Origin of the sequence: Kaistella yananensis (assembly GCF_026107505.2) — a bacterium.
GTDB classification, from domain to species: Bacteria; Bacteroidota; Bacteroidia; order Flavobacteriales; family Weeksellaceae; genus Kaistella; species Kaistella yananensis.
In genome coordinates, this window is the sequence record NZ_JAPCHZ010000001.1 from 115,740 (window position 1) to 138,602 (window position 22,863).

16 protein-coding genes are annotated in these 22,863 nt (G+C 40.2%); 12 read left to right on the forward strand and 4 right to left on the reverse strand.

Annotated elements, in window-relative coordinates; all coding sequences use genetic code 11:
* Positions 1 to 8: 8 nt before the first annotated feature.
* The 3 genes from OK344_RS00525 to OK344_RS00535 all read right to left on the reverse strand — a co-directional run bounded on the left by OK344_RS00525 (position 9) and on the right by OK344_RS00535 (position 2,390).
* A complete protein-coding gene (locus tag OK344_RS00525) occupies positions 9 to 668 on the reverse strand; it encodes an HAD family hydrolase (RefSeq protein WP_265142958.1) in 660 nt (219 codons plus the stop codon).
* 57 nt (positions 669 to 725) lie between these two features.
* Positions 726 to 2,111 carry an alpha/beta hydrolase family protein gene (locus tag OK344_RS00530; protein ID WP_265142960.1) on the reverse strand — a complete coding sequence of 462 codons (1,386 nt, stop codon included), beginning with the start codon at positions 2,109 to 2,111 and terminating at the stop codon, positions 726 to 728.
* Between the two features lie 69 nt (positions 2,112 to 2,180).
* Positions 2,181 to 2,390 carry a DUF5808 domain-containing protein gene (locus OK344_RS00535; RefSeq protein WP_265142961.1) on the reverse strand — a complete coding sequence of 70 codons (210 nt, stop codon included), beginning with the start codon at positions 2,388 to 2,390 and terminating at the stop codon, positions 2,181 to 2,183.
* A 128-nt stretch (positions 2,391 to 2,518) separates the two neighbouring features.
* Between OK344_RS00535 and speB the strand changes: the two genes are divergently transcribed.
* Complete coding sequence (speB, locus tag OK344_RS00540) at positions 2,519 to 3,370, forward strand: agmatinase (protein WP_265142962.1); 852 nt, start codon at positions 2,519 to 2,521, stop codon at positions 3,368 to 3,370.
* A gap of 136 nt (positions 3,371 to 3,506) precedes the next feature.
* Here speB and OK344_RS00545 read toward each other — a convergent pair whose 3' ends face one another.
* Positions 3,507 to 5,363 (reverse strand): CocE/NonD family hydrolase, encoded by a 1,857-nt coding sequence (locus tag OK344_RS00545; RefSeq protein ID WP_265142963.1) that lies wholly within the window; start codon positions 5,361 to 5,363, stop codon positions 3,507 to 3,509.
* 63 nt (positions 5,364 to 5,426) lie between these two features.
* Here OK344_RS00545 and OK344_RS00550 point away from each other — a divergent pair, with 63 nt between their 5' ends.
* From OK344_RS00550 to sov, 11 genes are all read left to right on the forward strand, one after another.
* A complete protein-coding gene (locus OK344_RS00550) occupies positions 5,427 to 6,041 on the forward strand; it encodes an alpha-ketoglutarate-dependent dioxygenase AlkB family protein (RefSeq protein ID WP_265143592.1) in 615 nt (204 codons plus the stop codon).
* Between the two features lie 177 nt (positions 6,042 to 6,218).
* Positions 6,219 to 6,698 carry a BON domain-containing protein gene (locus OK344_RS00555; RefSeq protein ID WP_088468095.1) on the forward strand — a complete coding sequence of 160 codons (480 nt, stop codon included), beginning with the start codon at positions 6,219 to 6,221 and terminating at the stop codon, positions 6,696 to 6,698.
* Between the two features lie 6 nt (positions 6,699 to 6,704).
* Positions 6,705 to 7,124 (forward strand): SH3 domain-containing protein, encoded by a 420-nt coding sequence (locus OK344_RS00560; RefSeq protein ID WP_265142964.1) that lies wholly within the window; start codon positions 6,705 to 6,707, stop codon positions 7,122 to 7,124.
* 213 nt (positions 7,125 to 7,337) lie between these two features.
* Entirely contained in the window at positions 7,338 to 8,588 is a 1,251-nt protein-coding gene (locus OK344_RS00565) for a dicarboxylate/amino acid:cation symporter (protein WP_265142965.1), read from the forward strand.
* 50 nt (positions 8,589 to 8,638) lie between these two features.
* Positions 8,639 to 9,955: a branched-chain amino acid transport system II carrier protein gene (gene brnQ, locus OK344_RS00570; protein ID WP_265142966.1), complete on the forward strand. Its 1,317-nt coding sequence runs from the start codon at positions 8,639 to 8,641 to the stop codon at positions 9,953 to 9,955.
* A gap of 82 nt (positions 9,956 to 10,037) precedes the next feature.
* Complete coding sequence (locus tag OK344_RS00575) at positions 10,038 to 11,141, forward strand: Mrp/NBP35 family ATP-binding protein (RefSeq protein WP_265142967.1); 1,104 nt, start codon at positions 10,038 to 10,040, stop codon at positions 11,139 to 11,141.
* Positions 11,142 to 11,206: 65 nt separating this feature from the next.
* The gene (locus tag OK344_RS00580; protein WP_265142968.1) at positions 11,207 to 11,449 is read left to right on the forward strand and encodes a NifU family protein; all 243 of its coding nucleotides are present in this window, start codon (positions 11,207 to 11,209) and stop codon (positions 11,447 to 11,449) included.
* Between the two features lie 156 nt (positions 11,450 to 11,605).
* Positions 11,606 to 12,466 (forward strand): BadF/BadG/BcrA/BcrD ATPase family protein, encoded by an 861-nt coding sequence (locus OK344_RS00585; RefSeq protein WP_265142969.1) that lies wholly within the window; start codon positions 11,606 to 11,608, stop codon positions 12,464 to 12,466.
* A gap of 92 nt (positions 12,467 to 12,558) precedes the next feature.
* The gene (locus OK344_RS00590; RefSeq protein ID WP_265142970.1) at positions 12,559 to 14,850 is read left to right on the forward strand and encodes an NADP-dependent malic enzyme; all 2,292 of its coding nucleotides are present in this window, start codon (positions 12,559 to 12,561) and stop codon (positions 14,848 to 14,850) included.
* Positions 14,851 to 15,054: 204 nt separating this feature from the next.
* The gene (gene ruvA, locus OK344_RS00595) at positions 15,055 to 15,639 is read left to right on the forward strand and encodes a Holliday junction branch migration protein RuvA (RefSeq protein WP_265142971.1); all 585 of its coding nucleotides are present in this window, start codon (positions 15,055 to 15,057) and stop codon (positions 15,637 to 15,639) included.
* A 54-nt stretch (positions 15,640 to 15,693) separates the two neighbouring features.
* The gene (gene sov / locus OK344_RS00600; RefSeq protein ID WP_265143593.1) at positions 15,694 to 22,719 is read left to right on the forward strand and encodes a T9SS outer membrane translocon Sov/SprA; all 7,026 of its coding nucleotides are present in this window, start codon (positions 15,694 to 15,696) and stop codon (positions 22,717 to 22,719) included.
* Positions 22,720 to 22,863 lie beyond the last annotated feature (144 nt).

Genomic DNA, 22,863 nt, shown 5'->3' on the forward strand with positions numbered 1-22,863 from the left:
AAATTTTATTAGAAATATTTAGAAATTTTCTCAAATTCAATATCGGTAAAATCTGAAACCAGCAGGCTGGCTTTGTCATAAACCTGATGGGTTGAATGCGCACTCTGGTAAGCCACGCAAAAAATTTCTGCGGAATATGCAGCTTCAATTCCGTTTGTGGAATCTTCTATCACCATGCAGTTTTCTTTGCCTTCACCGGCCATTTCCGCGGCCACGATAAAAATTTCCGGATGAGGTTTAGATTCCTGAAGATCAGCGCCGCTTATCTTTCCGACAAAATATTTTTCAAGGTCAAATTTTTCGAATACCCAATTGATGGTATTCATGTGAGCGGAAGATGCCAAAACGAGTTTGATGCCGTTTTCATAGTAATGTACAATCAAATCTTTTACGCCGGGAATTAAATCGAAATCAGGGTCTGTATCAAAATAATGTTTAAAATAGTTCCTTTTAATGGCGGCCAGATCTTCGTGCGTTTCATCGAGTTTAAAGGTTTCCGTCAGTGTACTACAGACTTTTTTTGTGGAAGCGCCAGTAAAACTGGTGTAAAGTTCTTCAGAAACCTCTATTCCAAAATCTTCAAACATTTTGAAATACGCTTTGCGGTGCAGTGGCTCTGTGTCCACAATCACACCGTCCATATCGAAAAGAACTGCTTTTAAAGGCATATTTATTTTTAGTAAAAGTAAGGAAAAGTATTTTTCTTCTAAAAGTTTCTACATCTTTTAAAACTTATTTTGTAAAATCCACGCTGTCATTTTCTCTAAAACTTTCGGCGATATCGTTTCTTCGATTTGTCCGTATTCGGCTGGATTTCCTGTTTTTGCCGTTTGAAAAAGATGATTTAATCCCTTAAATTCTATTACTTCAAAATTTTTGTTTCCTGCTTTTTCTAAGGATTTCTTTATTCCGGCAAGATTTTCTTTTGCGGAAACCTGTAGGTCAAGACTTCCGTTGATTGCCAAAACTGGGATTTTAATTTTAGATAAATAAACGCCAGGATTAAATTTTATAAAATACTGAAACCAAGGATTGGAAATTTGAGATGCTTGCTTTTCTGCCACTGTTTCAATTTGTTCAGCGGGGATTTCACCTTTCGGAAATTTTTTGAATTCGGAGATTAAAATAGGTTTTAAATCAGTTTTTAAATTATTACCGTTGTAATTTTTTACGAACTCGTAGATCTTTTGATTCACGGCTTTATTGGTCTCGAGTGTAGATGCTGATGCCCCGGAACTTTTCCCAATATCATAAGATTGCTTCTGCAATAGATCTGAGGTAGGAATTCCTGGTGCAGCCAGCAAAACCAGAAATTTTACATTCTTATTTTTATCTGCTACGATTGGTGCGATCATTCCGCCTTCTGAATGTCCAATTAATCCAATGTTTTTATAACCTTTCCCTTTCAGAAATTCAACAGCCGAATTAATATCGGTTGCGAAATTTTCAGAAGTATCGCTTTCTTTCCCTTTTGATGACAAGCCTGTTCCACGGTCATCCATTCTTAATGTGGCGATTCCTTTTTTTGCAAAATCGTCGGCAATTACCGCAAAAGGTTTGTGCCCGAAAAGTTCTTCGTCCCGATTTTGTGCGCCGCTTCCTGTAATCATGATTAAAATAGGAGCGTTTTTATCGAAGTTTTTTGGTTGGGAAATTGTTCCTGCCAAAATGTTTTTATCGGTCGCATTTTCAAAACTCACTTCTTCAATATCATAATTATAAGGTGGTTTTGGTGTTTGTGGACGATCAATTACTGTTTCTTCTCCTTTCTTTTTAATTAATACCAAGGGTAAAGTCATTCCGCTTTGTGAAAAAGTACCGTCGATTTTATCGTTACCGAATTTCCCGGTATAAATAATTCCGAGGTTCGAAGCATCTAAAGTCAATATGTTATTTTGAAAAACTGTTTTCTGAAATGGAATTCCTTTTGCACCTTGAAGCGGACTGTCAAAATTTGATTTATAACCGTTAATGTCTTTTTCGATATGAATGATCAAAGGCAATTTATTTCCCTGAACATCGAGTTCACCTTGCCAAGAACCTGTAATTTCCTGACCAAAAATATTCGAAAAAAACATGATTAAGGTGAAGATTAAAAATTTTGTTATCATACTTTAAATATTAATAAAAGTAAAGTTGTTTGAAGTTCAATTGCTGTGACAAAGCAACATTTTGAAATATCACTTGCTTCTATATATCATGAATAATACAAAAGAAAAAAAAGCAATCATTGTAACTAAAGCTGCGATCGATTTCCAGTTCGCGAAATTCACGGTCCAACCCATCCAGGGAATTCTTTTTGGAGGGAAAATTCTGTCGTCTTCTTTATTGTAGTAAAAAATTCCCCAAATCCACTTTCCGTTTTTGTTTTCGATATTATTTGTTTCCATCACATGAAGTTTTGCATAAAGTTATCATTTTTTTTAGAAATCGGACGCGTGAGAAAACTGCCATGAGTTACCACCGTTTTTTTTATCTTTGAAATCTTAAATATTCAACCTAAAAATTTAAATATCCTATGCAGACATATGCTGGAATTCCGGAAGAAAACGCTCAGTTAGAATCGTCAAAAGTAGTGCTCGTAACCGTTCCTTACGACGGAACTTCAACCTGGGGGAAAGGTGCCGACAAAGGCCCGGAACTTTTTCTTGATGCTTCCGAAAATATGGAATTGTATGACATTGAAACAGGAACAGAACCCTATTTGGAAGGCGTTTATTTAGCCGGAGAAATATCTGAGAATTCTTCTCCTGAAGCTATGACCGAAGCAGTTTACCAAAAAACCAAAGAATTGCTGAACCAGGAAGGGAAACTTTTCACCCTTTTTGGTGGGGAACATTCGGTTTCTATTGGATCTATTCGCGCGGTAGGCGAAAAGTTTGAAAATCTTACGGTTCTTCAGCTGGATGCACACACCGACTTACGTCCGGATTTTCACGGTTCCACTTCCAATCATGCTTGTGCGGTTTTTGAAGCGAGTCAGAAACATAATTTGGTACAAGTCGGGATTCGTTCTGGAGATAGAGAAGAAATGCAATATGTACAAGAAGGAAATTGTTTTTGGGCACATGAAATCCACAGCAACCCAAATTGGATTGATGATGTTCTTGCAAAAGTTTCTGGAAATGTTTACATCACCATCGATTTGGATGCATTTGATCCATCGATTGCGCCTTCCACAGGAACTCCAGAACCGGGCGGTTTGCAGTGGTATCCAACGTTGGAATTGCTTAAAAAAGTTTTTGAAAAATGCAATGTAGTTGCCTTTGATATTGTAGAATTAATGGATTCGCCGATGCCAAAACCAACGGCTTTCCTTGCTGCAAAATTATATTATAAAATGTTGGCGTATTATCATATTTCGAAGTAGAAGAAAGAAGAAAGAAAAAAGAATCAAGAACCAAGATTCATTAAATACAGACATTAATTAGTGCGTTTTGTGGTAAAAAATAAAAATCTCTTTCGACAATTCGTTGAAAGAGATTTTTTTATGTTTTAAAACGAAATTATTTTAAAATATCGGCTTCTATAGAACTGTCGCCGAAGATTTTAATGAATGCTTTTGTATAATCTTCTTTTGTCGCAAGGTTCGGATTTGCCAAAAATTTCTGAGGATTTACAACAAACAGCGGAAACCACGTGCTTGAAATCTGAATCTGAATCCGGTGTCCTTTTTTGAAGGTATGCACCACATCCTGAAGTCGGAAATTCACTGCTGTCTTCTGGTTGGTAACCAATGCTTCAGGCTTTTCGCGCGTGTTGCGGAATCTTGCCGGCATAATTTCGCTTCTTACCATTTGGTGGTAATTCCCGTAAATAACGCCGTCCTTCTTTTCCGCAGGTTTGAAATCTTCAGGATAAACATCAATGAGTTTCACCGCAAAATCTGCATCAGTAGAAGTGGATGCGATGTTAAGTTTTGCCATGATTTCACCACCGAAAGTAAGATCTTCCGTCAACGGTTCTGTTGTGAAAGTCAAAACGTCCGGTCTTCCCACAGCGAAACGCTGGTCTTCGCTCATGTAATTTCTTGGCGTAAATCCATTGAAATCTTTCAAATTGTCCGAACTCAAAACAGGATTATTGGGATCGCTGTAATATTCAGAAAAACTTGCCGATGGATTTTCGGTCAAAGTTCCGTTAGCTAGATAAAAGTTGATTTTCTGGGCATTTTTCGGAGGATAGTGGGCGAATTCTTTCCATGCCTTACTTCCAGTGTCGTAAAGAACAGCTTCGGGCAGGCCGGCGTCGGTTTTGGAATTTCCTTTCAGGTAATGACTGAAAAATTTCGTTTCCAGATTCTTTTGATAATAGGTGGCAATGCTGTCTCCAAAATAAATCTCATTATGGAAATGTTTTCCGGTTTCCCTTGCCCAGCCACCGTGCGAAAATGGTCCCATCACGATGGTATTTTTGGCTTTCGGACTGGTTTTTTCAATTGTTTTGTAAATGTTTAATGGTCCGAATAAATCTTCAGCGTCGTACCAGCCACCAACGGTCATTACCGCATGGTTTACGTTTTTTAAGTGAGGAAGAAGACTTCTTTTTTGCCAGTATTCATCATAGTTTGGATGATTCATAATCTCCGTCATAAAGAAATTATCCTTGTAATATTTTTCGTAGCCGTCCTTTAAAGTTCCGAGTTCACGGTAGAATTTCAAGCCGTCTTCTGAATTAGGTTTTATGAAAGAATCCATATACCAACCTTCTTTTTCAGGTTTGGTTTTTTGTACGCCAAAAACCGGGAAAGTGCGGAAATATCCGAGCATGAATTTACCGTTATGTAAAAAATCATCATTCCAAAAATCGGAAATCGGTGCTTGAGGTGAAGATGCTACCAATGCGGGATGATCAGCCAAAATTCCGGCAGCGGTATAAAATCCGGGATAGGAAGTTCCGTATTGTCCTACTTTGCCATTATTGTTGGTGATGTTTTTCAGGAGCCAGTCAATCGTGTCGTAGGTATCAGTACTTTCATCAACATCCTTCTTGCTTTTTCGTTCGACTTGCGGTGTCATGTTGGTGAAAGTTCCTTCGCTCATGTACCTCCCACGAACATCCTGATAAACGAAAATATATTTTTCATTCATTAAATATTTGTTCGGGCCCAAAGAACTTTTGTATTCAGTTTCGCCGTATGGAGCAACGCTGTAGCAGGTACGCTGCATGATAAAAGGATATTTTTTTGTTCTGGAAATGTCTTTCGGAATGTAAATTGAAGTGAATAATTTCACACCGTCGCGCATGGGGATATACACCTCTTTTTTAATAAAGTTTTCTTTTACGAATGTGTTATCGGCTCTGTTTTGCGCAAACAACGTGATGAAGCAGAAAATGAGAAGAATCTGTAAGAGTTTTTTCATTGAGACTAATTTTGAACGAATGTATAAAAAAAATCAGAAATTTGATTTGTAAATAATTCTATGATGAGCTTATTCGGAAATCTTGATGACTCAGATGTTAATTTACTTCCAAAAGATGGAACAGTAAATTATTATGGCAAAATATTGGATGCGGATAAAGCAGATTTTTTTTACTGGAAGCTCTTAGAAAATATTGCCTGGAAAAATGATGAAGCCGTAATATTTGGAAAAAAGATTGTTACTAAAAGAAAAGTGGCGTGGTATGGTGACGAAGGTTTTCAGTACACTTATTCCAAAACCACAAAAACAGCCTTGTCCTGGACCGAAGAACTTCTTGCTTTGAAGAAACTTGTCGAGGAAAAAACAGGAGAGAAATTCAATTCCTGCCTGCTGAATCTTTATCATAACGGAGACGAAGGAATGGCGTACCACAGCGATGCGGAAAAGGACCTTAAAAAAAACGGGGCAATTGCCTCATTGAGTTTGGGGGCCGAAAGAAAATTTTCGTTCAAACATAAAGTAACCGGCGAAAAAGTTGAATTGGTTTTGGCGCACGGAAGCCTTCTGGTCATGAGAGATGAAACACAGTCGTATTGGCTCCATCGACTTCCGCCAACAAAAAGAGTGACTGCGCCGAGGGTAAATCTTACATTTCGCACCATTCAAGAGAAAGTTTGAAAATTTAAATTTAAAAATGTATATTTGAGAATAATACAGTCAGAATATGCCTCGGGGATTTTACCGAATCGGAGGGGCATCTCAGAAATTTAAGAAAACTTTAGTATTTAATTAAGAATCAAACTTAGGTTTTATCTTTAAATTTGAGAACCAATTTTAACATTAAATAAATTCACTATGAAAAAAACAATCGCAATGGCGGCTTTAGCGCTCGCAGTATCGTTCGGTTCTATCTCTTGTAAAAAGAAAGTTACAGATGCAGAACTCCAAACCCAGGCTACAACAGTAGTAACCTCTAACCCAACAGCATCCGTTGAAGTAAAAGACGGAACTGCGCACTTAAGCGGAACGTTCGCAGATCAGGCTTCAAAAGATGCAATGATCGCTTCCTTAAAAGCAATCCCGGGTATTAAGGATGTAATGGATATGGCGACTATAGAAGCTCCTGTGGTGGTAGAAACAGTGTCTGCTGTTGATCCTGCAGTTCAGCAGAAAGTAACCGACGCGGTTAAGGATTTCCCTTCGGTTAAGGTAGAAGTGATTAACGGCGAATTAACCCTCACCGGAAATGTTTCTCCGGAACAGGCGAGAAAAATCAAAATGTCGGTTGATGCTTTACAGGCCGGAAAAGTTAATTATAATTACACCGTAAAATAATCAGTTATGAGTGCATTACAGGATAAATACGCAGGAGTAATCTCTGCTGCTCAGTCAGCTGGAGTATCCAATCTTAAGGTAGTAGAACAGGACGGAATTCTATATGTGTCAGGAAGCGCCGCTTCTACCGCAGCAAAAGATGCAGTGTGGAACGCCCTTGGCGCAATAGATTCTACTTATTCCGCTTCGGATATAAATGTTGATGTTCAGGTGGCAGGTTTGGCATCAGGTTCTACGTTAACCGTTGCTACAGAAGATTCTAACCTTAATATCAGACAGGAACCTTCAACAGACGGTGCTATCGTAGGTAAAGCTGCTAAAGGCGAATCTGTAACTTTGGTAGAGCAGACGTCAGACGACTGGTGGAAAGTAAGAACCGCCGATGGAGAAGAAGGTTATGCTTATGCAAGATATTTAAGAGCATAAAATATTTAAACAATACGCTATTATTGCAGTATATTGGAACCTCTGAATTTTTCAGAGGTTTTTTGTTTTGGTAATGATGCGTTACGTCTTTTAGGATGTCTGTTTGATATTGGGCATTGTTGATAGTTTTCCATAAAAAAACATATATTTGTAATTCTTACAAAACCTCTTTCCCAAGATCGCCTCAGACGATTCTTCAAAAAAACAAAATACATGAAAGGACAAAACAAACTGTTCATCGCCATTATCGTTGCGCTTATATTAGGAGTTGTAATGGGCGGGATCGTGCATACCCAGTACCCTGAAAGTTCCGAAGGATTTTCGAAAAACATTAAACTTTTAGGAACCGTCTTCATCCGTTTGGTGCAGATGATTATCGCTCCGCTGGTATTTACAACTTTGGTGGTGGGTATCGCCAAGATGAGTGATATTAAGATGATCGGCCGGGTAGGCACAAAAGCAATGCTTTGGTTTATAATAGCCTCTCTCGTGTCACTTACGATAGGACTTGTTTTAGTAAACTGGCTTGAGCCGGGCAAGGTAATGCAGCTTCCGATTCCGGCGGCTGGCGATGCCGGCGAAGTCGTTGCAAACAGTCAGGGACTTTCATTAGAGCAGTTTGTAAAACATGTTATTCCTAAAAGTTTATTCGATGCCTTTGCAACCAATGAAGTTCTGCAGATCGTAGTGTTTTCAATCATGTTTGGTGTTGCTTTAGCAAATATGGGCGAAGAATATACAAAACCTATCGTCCGTGCGCTTGATATCTCTGCTCACGCCATTCTGAAAATGGTTGGTTACATCATGTGGTTCGCGCCACTTGGAGTTTTGGGTGCAATCGCTGCAGTTGTAGCGACAAATGGGTTCGAAATCTTTAAAGTGTATGCAATTTATCTGCGTGACTTCTTTTTTGCCCTTGGTATTTTATGGTTGGTTCTACTTGTTGTAGGTTATCTGATTTTAGGAAACCGCCTTTTCGAACTTTTACGCAGGATTAAAGCTCCTTTATTAATTGCTTTTTCAACTACAAGTTCCGAAGCTGTGTTCCCAAAACTGGTTGAAGAACTCGAAAGATTTGGATGTAACAACCGGATTGTATCTTTTATTCTCCCACTCGGATATTCTTTCAATCTCGATGGAAGTATGATGTATATGACTTTTGCCGCGATTTTCATTGCACAGATTTACGGAATCGATATGACTTTGGGACAGCAAATTACCATGCTTTTGGTTTTAATGCTTACCTCAAAAGGAATCGCAGGAGTACCCAGAGCGAGTCTTGTAATTATTGTGGCAACCTGTACCATGTTCGGCATTCCGCCGGAAGGTATCGCTTTAATATTGCCTATCGACCACTTTTGCGATATGGGAAGAAGCATGACGAATGTTTTAGGAAATGCTCTTGCTACTTCTTCCGTTTCCAAATGGGAAGGCCAGCTGGATAATCATGGTGGAGATTTATAAGAATTCCTAAAAACGATAAAATTCAATCATACAGAGAACTGCATATTGCAATGAAAAATAAATTCGGGCCGGCGATAACCTTGGGTTTTGCACTTTTTGCGATGTTTTTTGGAGCTGGAAATTTAATTCTTCCTCCTTTTATCGGATTGAAATCTGGAAGCGAATGGTTCGCTGCTGTTGCTGGATTTTTCACCACAGGAATTATTGCACCTTTTTTGGGTGTGCTTACCGTGGTGCTTTTCGGTACATCATTTACGGATCTCGGCCGAAAGGTTAATCCTTTTATCGTAACCGTTTTGGCGTCTCTCATTATGTTATGTATCGGTCCCATTGTAGCAATTCCAAGAACTGCCGCTGCGACCTATGAGATCGGGATAAAACCGCTTCTTCCGGGCTTTAATAATGTTGTTTTCTCTGTCGTCTTTTTTGCGGTTGTGATATTTTTATCGGTTTCGCAATCGAAAATTGTAGATATCATCGGAAATTTTCTTACTCCTTTTCTTATTTTAAGTTTGGGAATTCTTGTGGTGATGGGCATTATGAATCCGCCTGATGTTTCTAAAATCACCGGCATAAGTACTCAGGAATCATTTGTTTTTGCTTTTCATGAAGGGTACCAGACATTGGATGTTTTGGCGTCGGTTATTTTCGCAGGAATTATTATTTCTGCTGCGATTGATAAAGGATATACGAACAGTAACGACCGTTTTAAAATTACCATAGCGGCGGGATTAATCTCTATGGCGGCTTTGCTGTTTATCTATGGAGGTTTAATTTATCTGGGCGCGCACTCGGGTTATCCTATGTCGGAAAATATATCCCGAACCGACCTCTTGCTCCATATTTCGAATGAAGTTTTAGGTAAAAACGGCACCGTGGTGATTTCATTTGCGGTAGCTTTGGCTTGTCTTACCACTGCGATTGCACTTAGTTCTGCAATGGGCAGCTTTCTTGAGAAATTCACGTTCGGGAAAATAAATTATAAAGTGGGCGTGGTGATAACCTGTTTGGTTTCCGCTTATTTTTCGGTGAAAAGCGTGGAAGAAATCATCGATTATGCCGTGGTGATTCTGGCCTTTGTCTATCCGATTACCTTCGCACTGATTCTAACATTGTTGTTCTTCGGGAAAATTATATTTTCTAAAACACCGTTTGTCGCGGCAGTGGTTACTGCAGCATTGGTGGCGTCACTTTCTGTCTTTCAGTACTTTAATATTTTCTCTGAACCGGTTGAACAAATAAATAGTTGGCTCCCTTTATCCCAACATCAGTTAGGCTGGCTAATCCCGTCATTCCTGGTTTTCTTTATTACTGCAGCCATTAATTCCGGTCGGAAAAAGCATTTTAAATCAATTAATAGTGATTGATGTCAGTTCAATCTAACTTTTATTCATTCTAAATTACAGAAAAATTTGCGTATTTTTGTCATTCAATTTTTAGTAAAAAATTATGTTGACGAAAGAAAAAGTTCAGTTATTTCTGAAAGAGATAGAAGTTGATGATTTAGTGCACAATTTCCAGGTGATGGGAAATGATGTATATATTGATATGACGGCGCATTCACCCGCAATGCACGAAAAAAAGAAACTTGAAGCTGCCATGAAACAGGCTTTTGCTTCAGAATTTGGTGAAGATGTAGTTTTGAAACTTAAAATTGCTTCTCCCGAACCCTCCGAAGTTCAGCAGAACCAAATCAAGGGGAAACAGATTCCGGGAATACAGAATATCATTGCCGTGGCTTCCGGAAAAGGTGGCGTAGGCAAATCTACGGTTGCTGCCAATCTTGCTGTAACTTTGTCGAAAATGGGCTTCAAAGTAGGGCTTTTAGATGCAGATATTTACGGACCGTCTGTTCCTACCATGTTCGACACGGTGGGAGCAAAACCAATTTCTGTTGAAATAGACGGTAGAAATCTGATGAAACCAGTGGAGAATTACGGCGTAAAAATGCTTTCAATCGGTTATTTCTCAGGGGCAAACCAGGCAGTGGTTTGGCGCGGACCTATGGCGAGCAAAGCTTTAAACCAAATGATTCGTGATGCGGCTTGGGGAGAACTCGATTTTCTTTTAATCGACCTGCCACCGGGAACTGGTGATATTCATCTTTCAATTATCCAGGAAGTGCCGGTAACCGGAGCTGTTATAGTAAGTACACCGCAGCATATCGCTCTTGCTGATGTAAGAAAAGGGATTGCGATGTTCCAGATGGAAAGCATCAATATTCCGGTTTTAGGTTTAATTGAAAATATGTCATACTTTACTCCAGAAGAATTGCCGGATAACAAATATTATATTTTCGGGAACCAGGGCGCACAATATCTTGCAGAAGATTTAGGAATTCCGGTGTTGGGAGAAATCCCAATCATCCAGAGTGTCAGAGAAGCAGGCGACGTTGGCCGTCCCGCTGCAATGCAGGAAGGAGCTGCAATTACAGAAATTTATAAAACTGTAGCGCAGAATATGATTGAAAGTTTAGTGGAAAGAAACAAAAATCTTCCGCCAACCGAAGCCGTGAAAATTACAACCATGGCAGGTTGCTCACCAAAAAAATAAATAGGAAACTGATTGGGATTCATGTTATTATTTGAACCTTTAACCTATCAGCCAAAAAATTAATAATGGAAACAAAACAGGAAGAAACCGTAACCAAAGTACTCGAAGCACTCGAGAGCATCCGGCCGTTTCTTAATAAAGACGGCGGCGATATCGAATTGGTAGATCTTAAAGACAATGTAGTTTATGTAAAGCTTCAGGGGAACTGCAACGGCTGCCCCATGAGTTTTTCTACCATGAAATTGGGCGTTGAAAACACCATTAAGCAGTTTGCTCCCGAAATTGTAGAAGTGCTGAGTGTGGAATAATCATTGGGTTTTCAGTAATAAATCGGGCAATTCGTTATTTGAATTGCTTTTTTTATGACCAACTTTTTTTTAAGTTTTCTACACAGAAAATTGTGCGGTAAATAACAAAGTGTTTGAAATAAAATTGATATTTTAGCAGATTAAACGATACAGTATATGATTGCCATTGTCGACGGCGGCTCCACGAAATGCGACTGGGTAATTCTCGAAAATACCGGGGAACCCAATCTGAAAACCACAACACTGGGATTCAATCCAAATATCATTAATCCTGAGTTTATCCTACAGGAAATTGATAAGAATCAGGAACTGTTCTTCCTTAAAAATCATATCGAAAAAGTTTTTTTTTACGGATCCGGTTGCGGAACACCCGATAATAAAAAAAAGGTAGCCGATGAGTTTACCAAAGCTTTTACTAATGCCGAAATTACGGTAAAAGAAGATATGACGGCCGCAGCCTATGCAGCCTACAACGGTACTCCCGCCATAATCTGTATTCTCGGTACGGGATCCAATTCCTGCTATTTCGACGGTGAAAAAATCAGAACCGATTTGCCTTCTCTGGGATTTTTAATCGGTGACGAAGGAAGCGGAAGCGCGCTCGGAAAACATCTCTTAAGACGTTTTTTCATGAAAAAACTGCCGAAAGATTTAGAAAACGATTTCATCAGCACCTATCATCTTACCATCGAAGAAGCGATTAGAAGAATGTATCATAACCCGCGTGCGAATGCTTATTTGGGCGAATTCAACAAGTTTGTTGCAGAACGCAAAAAGCACCCTTATTTTCAGAATATGGTTTTTGATGAGATGAAGAATTTCCTCGATTATCAGGTGCTTCCTTATCCCGAAGCAGGGAAGGTTGAAATCAATTTTATTGGCTACATCGCTTTTATTTATGAAGATATTTTAAGAGCCGCCGCCGCAGAACTTAACTTAACCGTTGGGAAAGTAGTGCAGAAACCAATCGAAAGTTTAGTGGATTACCACAAAAAGTACATTCTGGAGTTAAACTAACTGCCGGAAAAAATTATTAATGCAGAGATTTTATTCAGAAATCTTATTCAGAATCTGGGAAACCGGTTTCTGATATTGAAAAACCAAAAATTATGTCAAGCAAAACAAACAGAGACGAGAAAAACTTTAACCAGGCAGCCCTCGATTATCATAAGACCGAACCGAAAGGAAAGATCGAAGTCATTCCTTCAAAACCGCACTCTTCGCAGCGCGACCTCTCCTTAGCTTATTCCCCGGGTGTCGCCATCCCATGTCTGGAAATTGAAAAGGATCCCAAAACAGTTTACGATTATACAGGAAAAGGGAATTTAGTGGCCGTAATTTCTAACGGAACTGCCGTTTTAGGATTGGGCGACATTGGTGCCGAAGCTTCAAAACCGGTGATGGAAGGTAAAGGCCTCTTGTTTAAAATTTTCGCCGATATCAATGTTTTTGATATTGAAATCGATGAAAAAGATCCCGACAAATTCATCGAGATTGTCAAAGGAATTGCTCCTACTTTTGGCGGAATCAACCTTGAAGATATAAAAGCTCCTGAAGCATTTTACATCGAACAGCGTCTGAAAGAAGAACTCAATATTCCGCTGATGCATGATGATCAGCACGGTACCGCCATAATTTCTGCAGCTGCTTTAATTAATGCCCTCGAAATTGCCGGAAAGAAAATCGATGACGTGAAAATGGTGGTTAATGGCGCCGGAGCTGCGGCAATTGCCTGCACAAAACTTTATGTGGAATTAGGTCTTAAAAAAGAAAATATCCTGATGTGCGATTCCAAAGGAGTCATCAATCATAAAAGAGAAAACCTAACTTCCGAAAAGATCGATTTTGTCGCACAAACTGATCTGGAAACGCTTTCGGATGCTTTGAAGGGAGCCGATGTGTTTGTTGGACTCTCAAAAGGCAATGTAATGACACCGGAAATGCTGCTTTCAATGGCAGAAAGTCCTATCGTTTTTGGCTTGGCAAATCCAAATCCCGAGATCGAGTACGACCTGGCAATGGAAACCAGAAAAGATACCATCATGGCCACCGGCCGAAGCGATTATCCTAACCAAGTAAACAATGTTCTTGGTTTTCCTTACATCTTCCGTGGCGCGCTCGATGTGCAGGCGCGGGGAATTAATGAAGAAATGAAGCTTGCGGCAGTTCATGCAATTGCAAACTTAGCAAAAGAGCCAGTTCCGGAAGCGGTTATTTTAGCTTATAACTTAAAAAATTTAAGTTTCGGAAGAGAATATTTTATTCCTAAACCCTTCGATAACCGACTGATTACCAAAGTATCGATGGCAGTAGCCGAAGCTGCGATGGAAAGCGGGATCGCCGGTAAGCCGATTGAAAATTTCGAAGATTACGAGAATAGTCTTCTCGACAGAATGGGCCGCGACGAAAAACTCATCCGAATGATGCAGAACCGCGCGCGATCGAACCCGAAAAGAGTTACCCTCGGAAACGCTGAAGAATACAATGTATTGAAAGCTGCACAAATTCTTTACGAAGAAGGTATTGCACAACCGATACTTTTGGGTGAGAAAAAATACATCAAAGAGCAGATGAAGAAATTCGGGATCGAAATCGATGTTCCGATTGTGGATCCTGCAGACGATGATCAGGAAGAAAACCGTAAAAAATACAGAGAAGATCTTTGGAAGCTTCGCCAGCGCAAAGGCATGAACGAATACAAAGCGAAAAGATTTGTTCGCCAGCGTGATTATTTCGGCCCACTGATGTTGAGAAACGGTGATACGGATGCACTGATCGTTGGTTTCTCCAAAAACTATTCTTCTACTTTAAGACCTGTTCTTGAGATCATTGAAAAAGAAAAAGGGGTAGATAAAGTTTCTTCCATGATGATGATTTTAACGGAGAAAAAACCGATTTTCTTTGCGGATACTTCAGTTGTTCAGAACCCGACTGCTCAGGACCTGGTAGGCATCGCAAGAATGTCTGAAATCGTCGTGAAATCTTTCGCTATCGAGCCACGAATTGCTATGCTATCGTTTGAGAATTTCGCCGGAATTTCTGAAACTTCGAAAAAAGTAGCTGAGGCGGTAGCCATACTTCATGAGAAATATCCGAAAATGATTGTAGATGGTGAAATACAGCCGGATTTCGCGATGAATTCAGACCATCTTTCTGATTATCCCTTCTCCAAACTCGGTACTACACCGGCAAACGTTTTTGTCTTCCCGAATCTGGAAAGTGCGAACCTTTCTTACAAAATCATCCGCGGGATGAAGGTGGCGCAGGTTGTTGGGCCAATTTTAATGGGTCTGAAACAGCCGGTTCACGTTCTTCAAATGCGTGCAAGCGTAGATGAAATCGTAAACCTTGCGACAATCGCCGTTCTGGATGCTCAGAAAAGAGAGGAAATGAAAAAGTAATAAAGGATTACATAATTGTATTGAACAACTGCGGAAAATCTTGACTTTCCGCGGTTTTTTTTATTTCATTATTGTAAAACATCCATGGTTTTACTCTTCATTTAATAAAAGCCGGCAAAAAAATATGTCTTTTGTTGGAAAGCTGAAATCAATAGGGTTTAAAATTTTAAAAATCTTATATTTGGCTTCTTCAAAACATAAATAATGATTTATACGCTCAAGGGTATTGTACAGGAACATAATCCTACCTCAGTCGTTATCGATGTAAATGGTGTTGGTTATTTTGTCGGGATCAGTCTGCAGACTTCCGAAAAACTGGTTTTAGGGCAGCCTACATTTCTGCATATACAGCAGATTATCCGTGAAGATGCCCATTTGCTCTTCGGATTTAACAGTATTTTAGAAAAAGATTTATTCAACCTGTTAATTTCTGTTAACGGAGTAGGGCCAGTTTCTGCCATCATCATGCTGTCTTCACTGAGCCTGGAAGAAATCGCTGCCGCAATTATGAATAATAACAGTTTGCTGCTTCAAAAAGTAAAGGGAATCGGTACGAAGACTGCCGAGAGAATCATTGTGGATTTGCGTGATAAAGTCCAAAAATTCAGGGTTTCTGAGGAAAATATTTCTACATTTGTAAATAATAAAGTAAAAGAAGAAGCGTTATCTGCAGTAGAGGTTTTGGGTATTTCCAAAAAAATGAGCGAGAAGATTGCCGATCGTTTCCTGAAGCAAAATCCGGATCTGTCAGTCGAGGATCTTGTAAAGCAAATCTTAAAAAACATTTAACATTTGGAGAAGAATAATTTTTTTCAGCATAAGTTTTTTCTGTTATTATTTCTGATGGTCTCTTTTGCGAACACTTTCGCACAGGTAAAACCATCGGACAGCAGTTCAGTAAGACAGGATTTTTCATTGCCAAACCCTATCCGTTACGAAGCATTTTATGATGTTCCCAGCGGCATGTATTTTCTCTATCCCAAAATCGGGAATATGGTGGTTGGTAATCCCGTTTCAATGACTTCGGCGGAGTATTACCAGTACATGCTCAATAATCAGCTGAGTGAGTATTACAAAGAAAAATCGTCGGTTAACAATCTTGGGTACCGAAAAGACCAAACCGATGCAGAGAAAAAAGGACTCCTTCCTAGTCTGAATATCAAGAACAGACTTTTCGAATCCATATTCGGCGGAAATAAAATCGAAATTATTCCACAGGGTTTCGCGTCTTTCGATATTGGTGGGCTTTACCAGAAAATTGACAATCCTTTAATTTTACCTCAGAACAGAACCAATTTTGCGATTGATATTCAGCAACGGATTCAGTTGGGATTATTAGGTAAAGTAGGTGAAAATCTGCAGCTTAAAGCTAATTACGACACTCAAAGTGGGTTCGCTTTCGAAAACCGGATGAATCTGGTTTGGCAGGCAAAAGGAACCTGGAAGGATCTGCAAAGCAAAGGCTTAAATGATAAAACAACCGGCGGGGAAGATAAAATTATTAAAAGAGTAGAATTCGGTAACGTCAATATGCCGCTTTCTACAAGCCTTATTCGTGGTTCCGAATCACTGTTTGGTTTAAAGACTGAATTTCAGTTGGGTAAAACTACCGGAACAGTTGTGTTTTCCCAGCAACAGGGAGAAGCACGTAACATTATCGCGCAGGGCGGTGGTGTAATGAATACGTTCAAACTCAACGCAATCGATTATGAAGATAATCAGCATTACTATCTTGGGCATTATTTCCTTAATTCTTACGATAATGCATTGCTTAATTATCCTCAGATCAATTCCAGAATCAGTATTACAAGGATTGAAGCCTGGGTTTTGGATCAGGGTTCGGGTAATCTTCAGGATCAGAAGGGAATTTTAGGGATCCGTGATTTGGGTGAAGGGGTTTCGGGTTTTCCCGACAACTCGCAGAATAATCTTTATCAGGGAATCGTAAGTCTCGGAGCCGGAATCCGCGATGTAAATACTGCTTACAATGCCATCAACGGACAGTCTTTTCCTAACGCCAACGGCTCTCCGGAGACTTATACCGATGGGGAGCAGTTTATCTTCAACAGAAAAGCCAGAAAGCTTAACCAGAACGAATTCAGATATCACCCGCAGTTAGGCTATTTATCACTTAACCAAAGGCTTAATGATAATCAGCTTTTAACGGTTGCCTATACCTATACGCTCAACGGAGACAATAAAGTGTATAAAGTCGGGGAGTTTTCAGAAGAAAGTCCCGTTCTCATCACCAAGCTTCTGAAATCGAATATAAAAACCACAACCACGACACCGATGTGGGATTTGATGATGAAGAATATCTACGCATTAAATTCAAACGACATCAGTCAGGACGGATTTTTACTGAATGTTTATTTGAGGGATCCACAAAACGGAAAAGTAAATTACCTGCCCAATACTCCGGTGCAGGATACCAATCTTCTGAAACTCTTGAATTGGGACCGTCTCAATATGAACAATGACCTTCAGGAGAACGGAACAACAACCGGAGACGGAATTTTCGATTTTGTTCCGGGAATTACCGTAGATCCGGAAAACGGAAAAATTATTTTTACGAAGGCGAAACCTTTCGGTGCGTATTTACAGAGTGTCTTAGGAAGCAGTGACCCGAAATTTGTCTTCAACGAACTTTATAACCAGTTCAAAAATGTTGCATCCGAAAACCGCCTGGCTTTAGGATATACGCTCGAAGGCCGTTATAAAGGTTCGCAGGGTACCGGGATTTCTTTAGGCGCGATTAATGTGCCGCAGGGATCGGTGAAAGTTACGGCAAACGGAGTACAGCTTCAGGAAGGGATTGATTATACGGTAGATTATATGCTCGGAACGGTGAATATAATTAATGAAACCGTGAAACAGTCTGGCCAGGCGATTAATATTTCCCTGGAAAACCAACTGACTTTCAATACCCAGAGGAAAAGATTTTTAGGCCTTAATCTGGAGCGAAAGTTCAATGAACATTTAACGATCGGCGGAACCGTGGTAAATTACTCCGAAACTCCTTTAACCCAAAAGGTAAACTTCGGTCAGGAAGCCGTGAACAATACCATGGCAGGCTTCAATGTTTTATATAATAATGAGCTGCCTTTCCTTACTCGGCTTACCGATAAAATACCGTTTGTAAATACCGAAGCTCCATCAAACTTCAGTTTTTTGGCGGAAGGCGCTTACCTGATTCCGGGGCAGAACAAAGGCATTGGCGACCAGTCTTACATCGATGATTTCGAACAGACAACATCCAAGATATCTTTAAAGGAACCTGCCATGTGGAGTTTGGCATCTAAGCCTGAGAAAAATCCGGAGCCATATTTTTCGAATTCAACTTTAAACGATAACCTGGCACATGGCAACGGAAGAGGTTTAATGACTTGGTACAACATCGACCCAAGATTTTACGGAATTGGTGGCAAAGCACCAAACGGAATCAATGCTCAGGCGGTTTCAAATCATGCTTCAAGAAGGGTTCAGACTCAGGAATTATACAATTCGCGGGATTTCGTTGCGGGCGAGCAGCTTTATACCAACACGTTCGATATTACTTATTTCCCGACCGAGAGAGGACCTTATAACTTAAACCCGAACAGCGAAAGCACACAGGAACGATGGGCGGGATTGATGCGTCCGATTTCGGTATCCAATTTTATCAACTCAAACATTGAATACGTTGAATTCTGGATGATGGATCCTTATGCGGACGGAAACAATCTGGGTGCAAATCCTAAACTTTTGCTTCAGTTAGGAAACGTGTCAGAAGATGTACTGAAAGACGGAAAACTGCAGTACGAAAACGGCTTGCCGACTCCGAATGTTCCGGCAAATACAACGACAACAAACTGGGGTAGCCAACCGAACCAATTCCCGATTCTGTACGCTTTTTCTACGGAAAATGAAGAAAGAACCGCTCAGGATTTAGGTTACGACGGTTTGGATGCCCAGGGTGAAGCAGCGAAATTCGGAACCACCTTCTTTAATCCTGTACTTAATACTCCGGATCCGGCTTCCGATGATTTTGTGTTTTACCTTTCCGATAAATTTCAGGGAACGCAGGCTTCTTCGCTTACGGAACGTTATAAATATTTCCGTAATCCGGAAGGAAACTCCCAGAGCAACACCTTGGAAGTGGCCACACAGACTCCTGATGCAGAAGATGTAAACCGCGATTACAATTTAGATCAGAACGAAAATTATACCCAATACACCATTAACCTCGACAAATCCAGCCTTGCTGTAGGACAGAAATTTATCGTGGATGAAAAGGAGGTGGAAGTAAAATTCCAGAACGGGCAAACCGGATCCAATAAATGGTATCTTTTCCGAGTACCGGTTTCTCAGTTTGATCAGGGAGCCAATGAAGGAGGCGTAAAAGACCTTTCAATCCTCAACAATGTCCGTTTTGCAAGAATGCTTTTAACAGGATTTGACCAAACTGCAACACTCCGTTTCGGAACTTTGGATTTGGTAAGAAGCGACTGGAGAAAATACACCAAAGATATTGCAACCAATACTACAGATACTGAAGGTGTAAATCCTGTAGACAACAAAAACCTCGATGTGGGTAGTGTAAACCTGGAAGAAAACGGCCTGAACCAGCCTCCCTATGTTCTTCCTCCCGGGATCGAAAGACAGGTTTTAAGCGGAAATGCTGGTGCACAGAGACAGAACGAAGCTTCACTTTACATGAAAACTGCGCCTATTGAGCCTAAAACATCGCGCGGGGTTTTCAAAAATGTGGCTTTGGATATGAGACGTTACAAAAACCTTGAACTTTTTGTACACGCTGAAGATGTGAGGGCAGGTGCGCAAAGTAACGGACTGGATCCGAATGCGAAATTCTTCATCCGTTTCGGTAGCGATGCGACAGATAACTATTACGAATACGAAACCTCTTTAACTTACACGCCGAAAAATGCCACTTCGCCAATGGAAATCTGGCCTGCAGAAAATTCAGTGGATCTTTTGATTCAGAATTTTGTGGATGCGAAACTTCGCCGTGATGGCAATTCGCAGATTCAGATTGATGACAGAACAGAGGATGTAGAATATTCAACCCTTGATCCTAATAAGAAAATCTTCATTAAAGGTCGCCCAAGTCTGGGTAATGTCACCACCATCATGCTCGGTGTGCGGAACAAGGATGAGGTGAATTCTAAAGACCTTGTACTTTGGGTGAATGAGATCCGTCTTTCTGAAATCGAGAACAAAGGCGGTTATGCCGGGAATGCAAGTGTTAACTTTAACCTGGGGGATTTTGCTTTAGTAAATGCAAATGCGTCGTACTCTACAATCGGTTTTGGCGGAATTTCACAAAAACCGGCCGAAAGGGCACAGTCTACACTGTCAGCATTTAATGTAAATACGACGGTGAATGTAGATAAATTCCTGCCTGAAAAAGTGGGAATGAAGATTCCTGTAAATTATTCTTACACCCAAACCATCGAAGATCCGAAATACAATCCGTTGGATAATGACGTAACTTTCGAAGAGGCACCAAACAAAGATCAGTTGAAGAAAGTAGCGAGAACTTATACCCAGCAGAGAAGCATCGGTGTGGTAAACATGCGCAAAGAAAGAATGGATTCCAACAAAAAACCTAAGTTTTACGATGTGGAAAACCTTTCATTAACTACGGTGTACAACGATGATTATTACCGAGATGTTTACACGAAGAAAAATTACCGCCAGTATTTAAGAGGCTATATTGATTACAATTATAACTTCAAACCATGGGTGCTGAGACCGTTTAATAAAATAGTGAGCGACACTGCGAAATCGTATAAATATTTGAGATTTATAAAAGAAGTGAACTTCAATCCGGTTCCTACAAGACTTTCGTTCAGAACTGAAATCGACAGAAATTATAACGAACTTGAATTCCGTAATATTGAAGCGATTCTTAACGGAAATACAGGTCAGGATTTTGATGTGATCAGAAACAGAAACTTCTATTTCGGCTGGCAATACGGTTTAGGATTTAATTTCACCAAATCTTTAAAACTGGAAATCAATTCAGCAATGCGTACGCTGAATGACAATTTGAGTGTAAATGACATGAACACCAAATCGATTTTCGCAGACCCATTCCGTGCAGGAAGACCGGTACTTTACAACCACCGTGTTCAGCTGAATTACCGTTTCCCGTTCGAGTATTTGCCTTATCTCGACTTTATTAACGCGGAGCTTGGTTACGGATTTACCTATAACTGGAATGCGAGAAGTACCGTGATGACAGGATTTGTGAACCCAGAAACCAATGTTGCCGAAAGTTTGGGAAGTATTGGCCAGAACACCAATAATATTGTAGCAACTTCGAGCGTTGATATTCCTAAATTCTTCGGTAAGTTCAAGTATTTCCAGAACATCAATACCAAAATGCAGAAACGTAAACAGGAAATCGATTCCCTGAACAATGTTTACAATTTGGCATGGCAAAAGAAAAACGCGAAAAGAAACTTTAAGTCTTATAAATTCAAGAATAAACTGAATCCGGTTCAGAGCATTGCGTATGCTTTAACTTCGATCAAGCAGCTTGATGTTTCCTATAACGAAAACAACGGAACCGTGCTTCCGGGCTTGCTTTCAGCACCAAACTGGTACGGTTACGGGCAGACTTTGGGTGGACCGACTTATGGTTTCCTTCTTGGGTCGCAGGCAGATATCCGCAGAACAGTGATTGAAAACGGCTGGCTTTCGAATTCGCCTTACATGAATGATCCGTACACGCAGCTGAAGAACCGAAATTTCCTTGCCAATGTTCAGATTATGCCGGTGAATGATTTCAGAATTGATGTGAATTTCCTGAAGAATTATAACAGCAACTTCATCCAGGGCGGTTATAACGTTGATGCAGATTCTAACCCAGCGAACGGATTCCAGTTCTCGTTCGGTACCGATATGATTTCATATTCAAGAACTGCGTGGACATTCAAAACTGCATTTACCGACGGGAAAAGTATTTACGATACCATGTACGAAAACGCCAGACAGATTTATTTGCAGTCGGGAGGCGTATACAATCCGGTTGATTTTGCCAGCGGAAAAGGTTTAGGTGATGCCTATATTTTGATTCCTGCATTCCAGGCTGCCGTAGAAGGCAAAACGGTGAACGGAGAACTTACGGATCCAAAAAAATCTGGCTTCCCGCTGCCGAACTGGCGTGTAACGTATTCCGGACTGAAGAATATTCCTTTCGTAAACAGCCAGTTCTCGAAATTCGATATCCTTCACGGTTATAGTTCTACGTACACGGCTTCAGGAATCCAGTCGAGTGTGGATTATTATAATGTTCAGAATAATCCCACAGCACCGCAGACTGATGCTTTCGGAAACGAGTTCAACCCGTATACATTCTCGCAGGTTGGTTATGTAGAAGCTTTCGCACCGCTGATCGGAGCCGATGTTACCATGAGAAACAACATGCAGTTCCGTGCGCAGTATAACCGCGACCGTATGTTTATGTTGGGTCTTGTGAACCATACGCTTACAGAAGATGCGGGCAACGAATATATTTTTGGATTTGGATATATCCTGAAAGACCTTAAAATGAAGATGAACTTTAAAGGAAAAGAAAGAACCCTGAAAAGCGACCTGAACATCCGCGGAGATTTCTCCCTCAGAGATAGCCAGACCAGAATCACCAATATCCTTCAGAACGATTCGCAGGTAACAGGCGGTCAACGGATGATGAGTATCAAACTTTCGGCGGATTACAACATGTCGCAGAATTTCAACATCAGATTCTTCTATGACCAGTTGTTGACCAAATACAAAATCTCTACAGCCTTCCCGCTGTCTACGGTACGGGCCGGTTTAACGGCGACATTTACCTTTGCCGGAAGCGGTGGGGGTTTCTAAAAAGATTAAAACTCAGAATTACGGTTCTGAGTTTTTTATTTAAAGAAATCTAAATCATCAGCTATAATTGAAAATCGGTGTGGCGCCTGGTGTTAAACTAATTACAAAAATCAAAAATTAAATCCCTAATTTTGTGGTTTCATT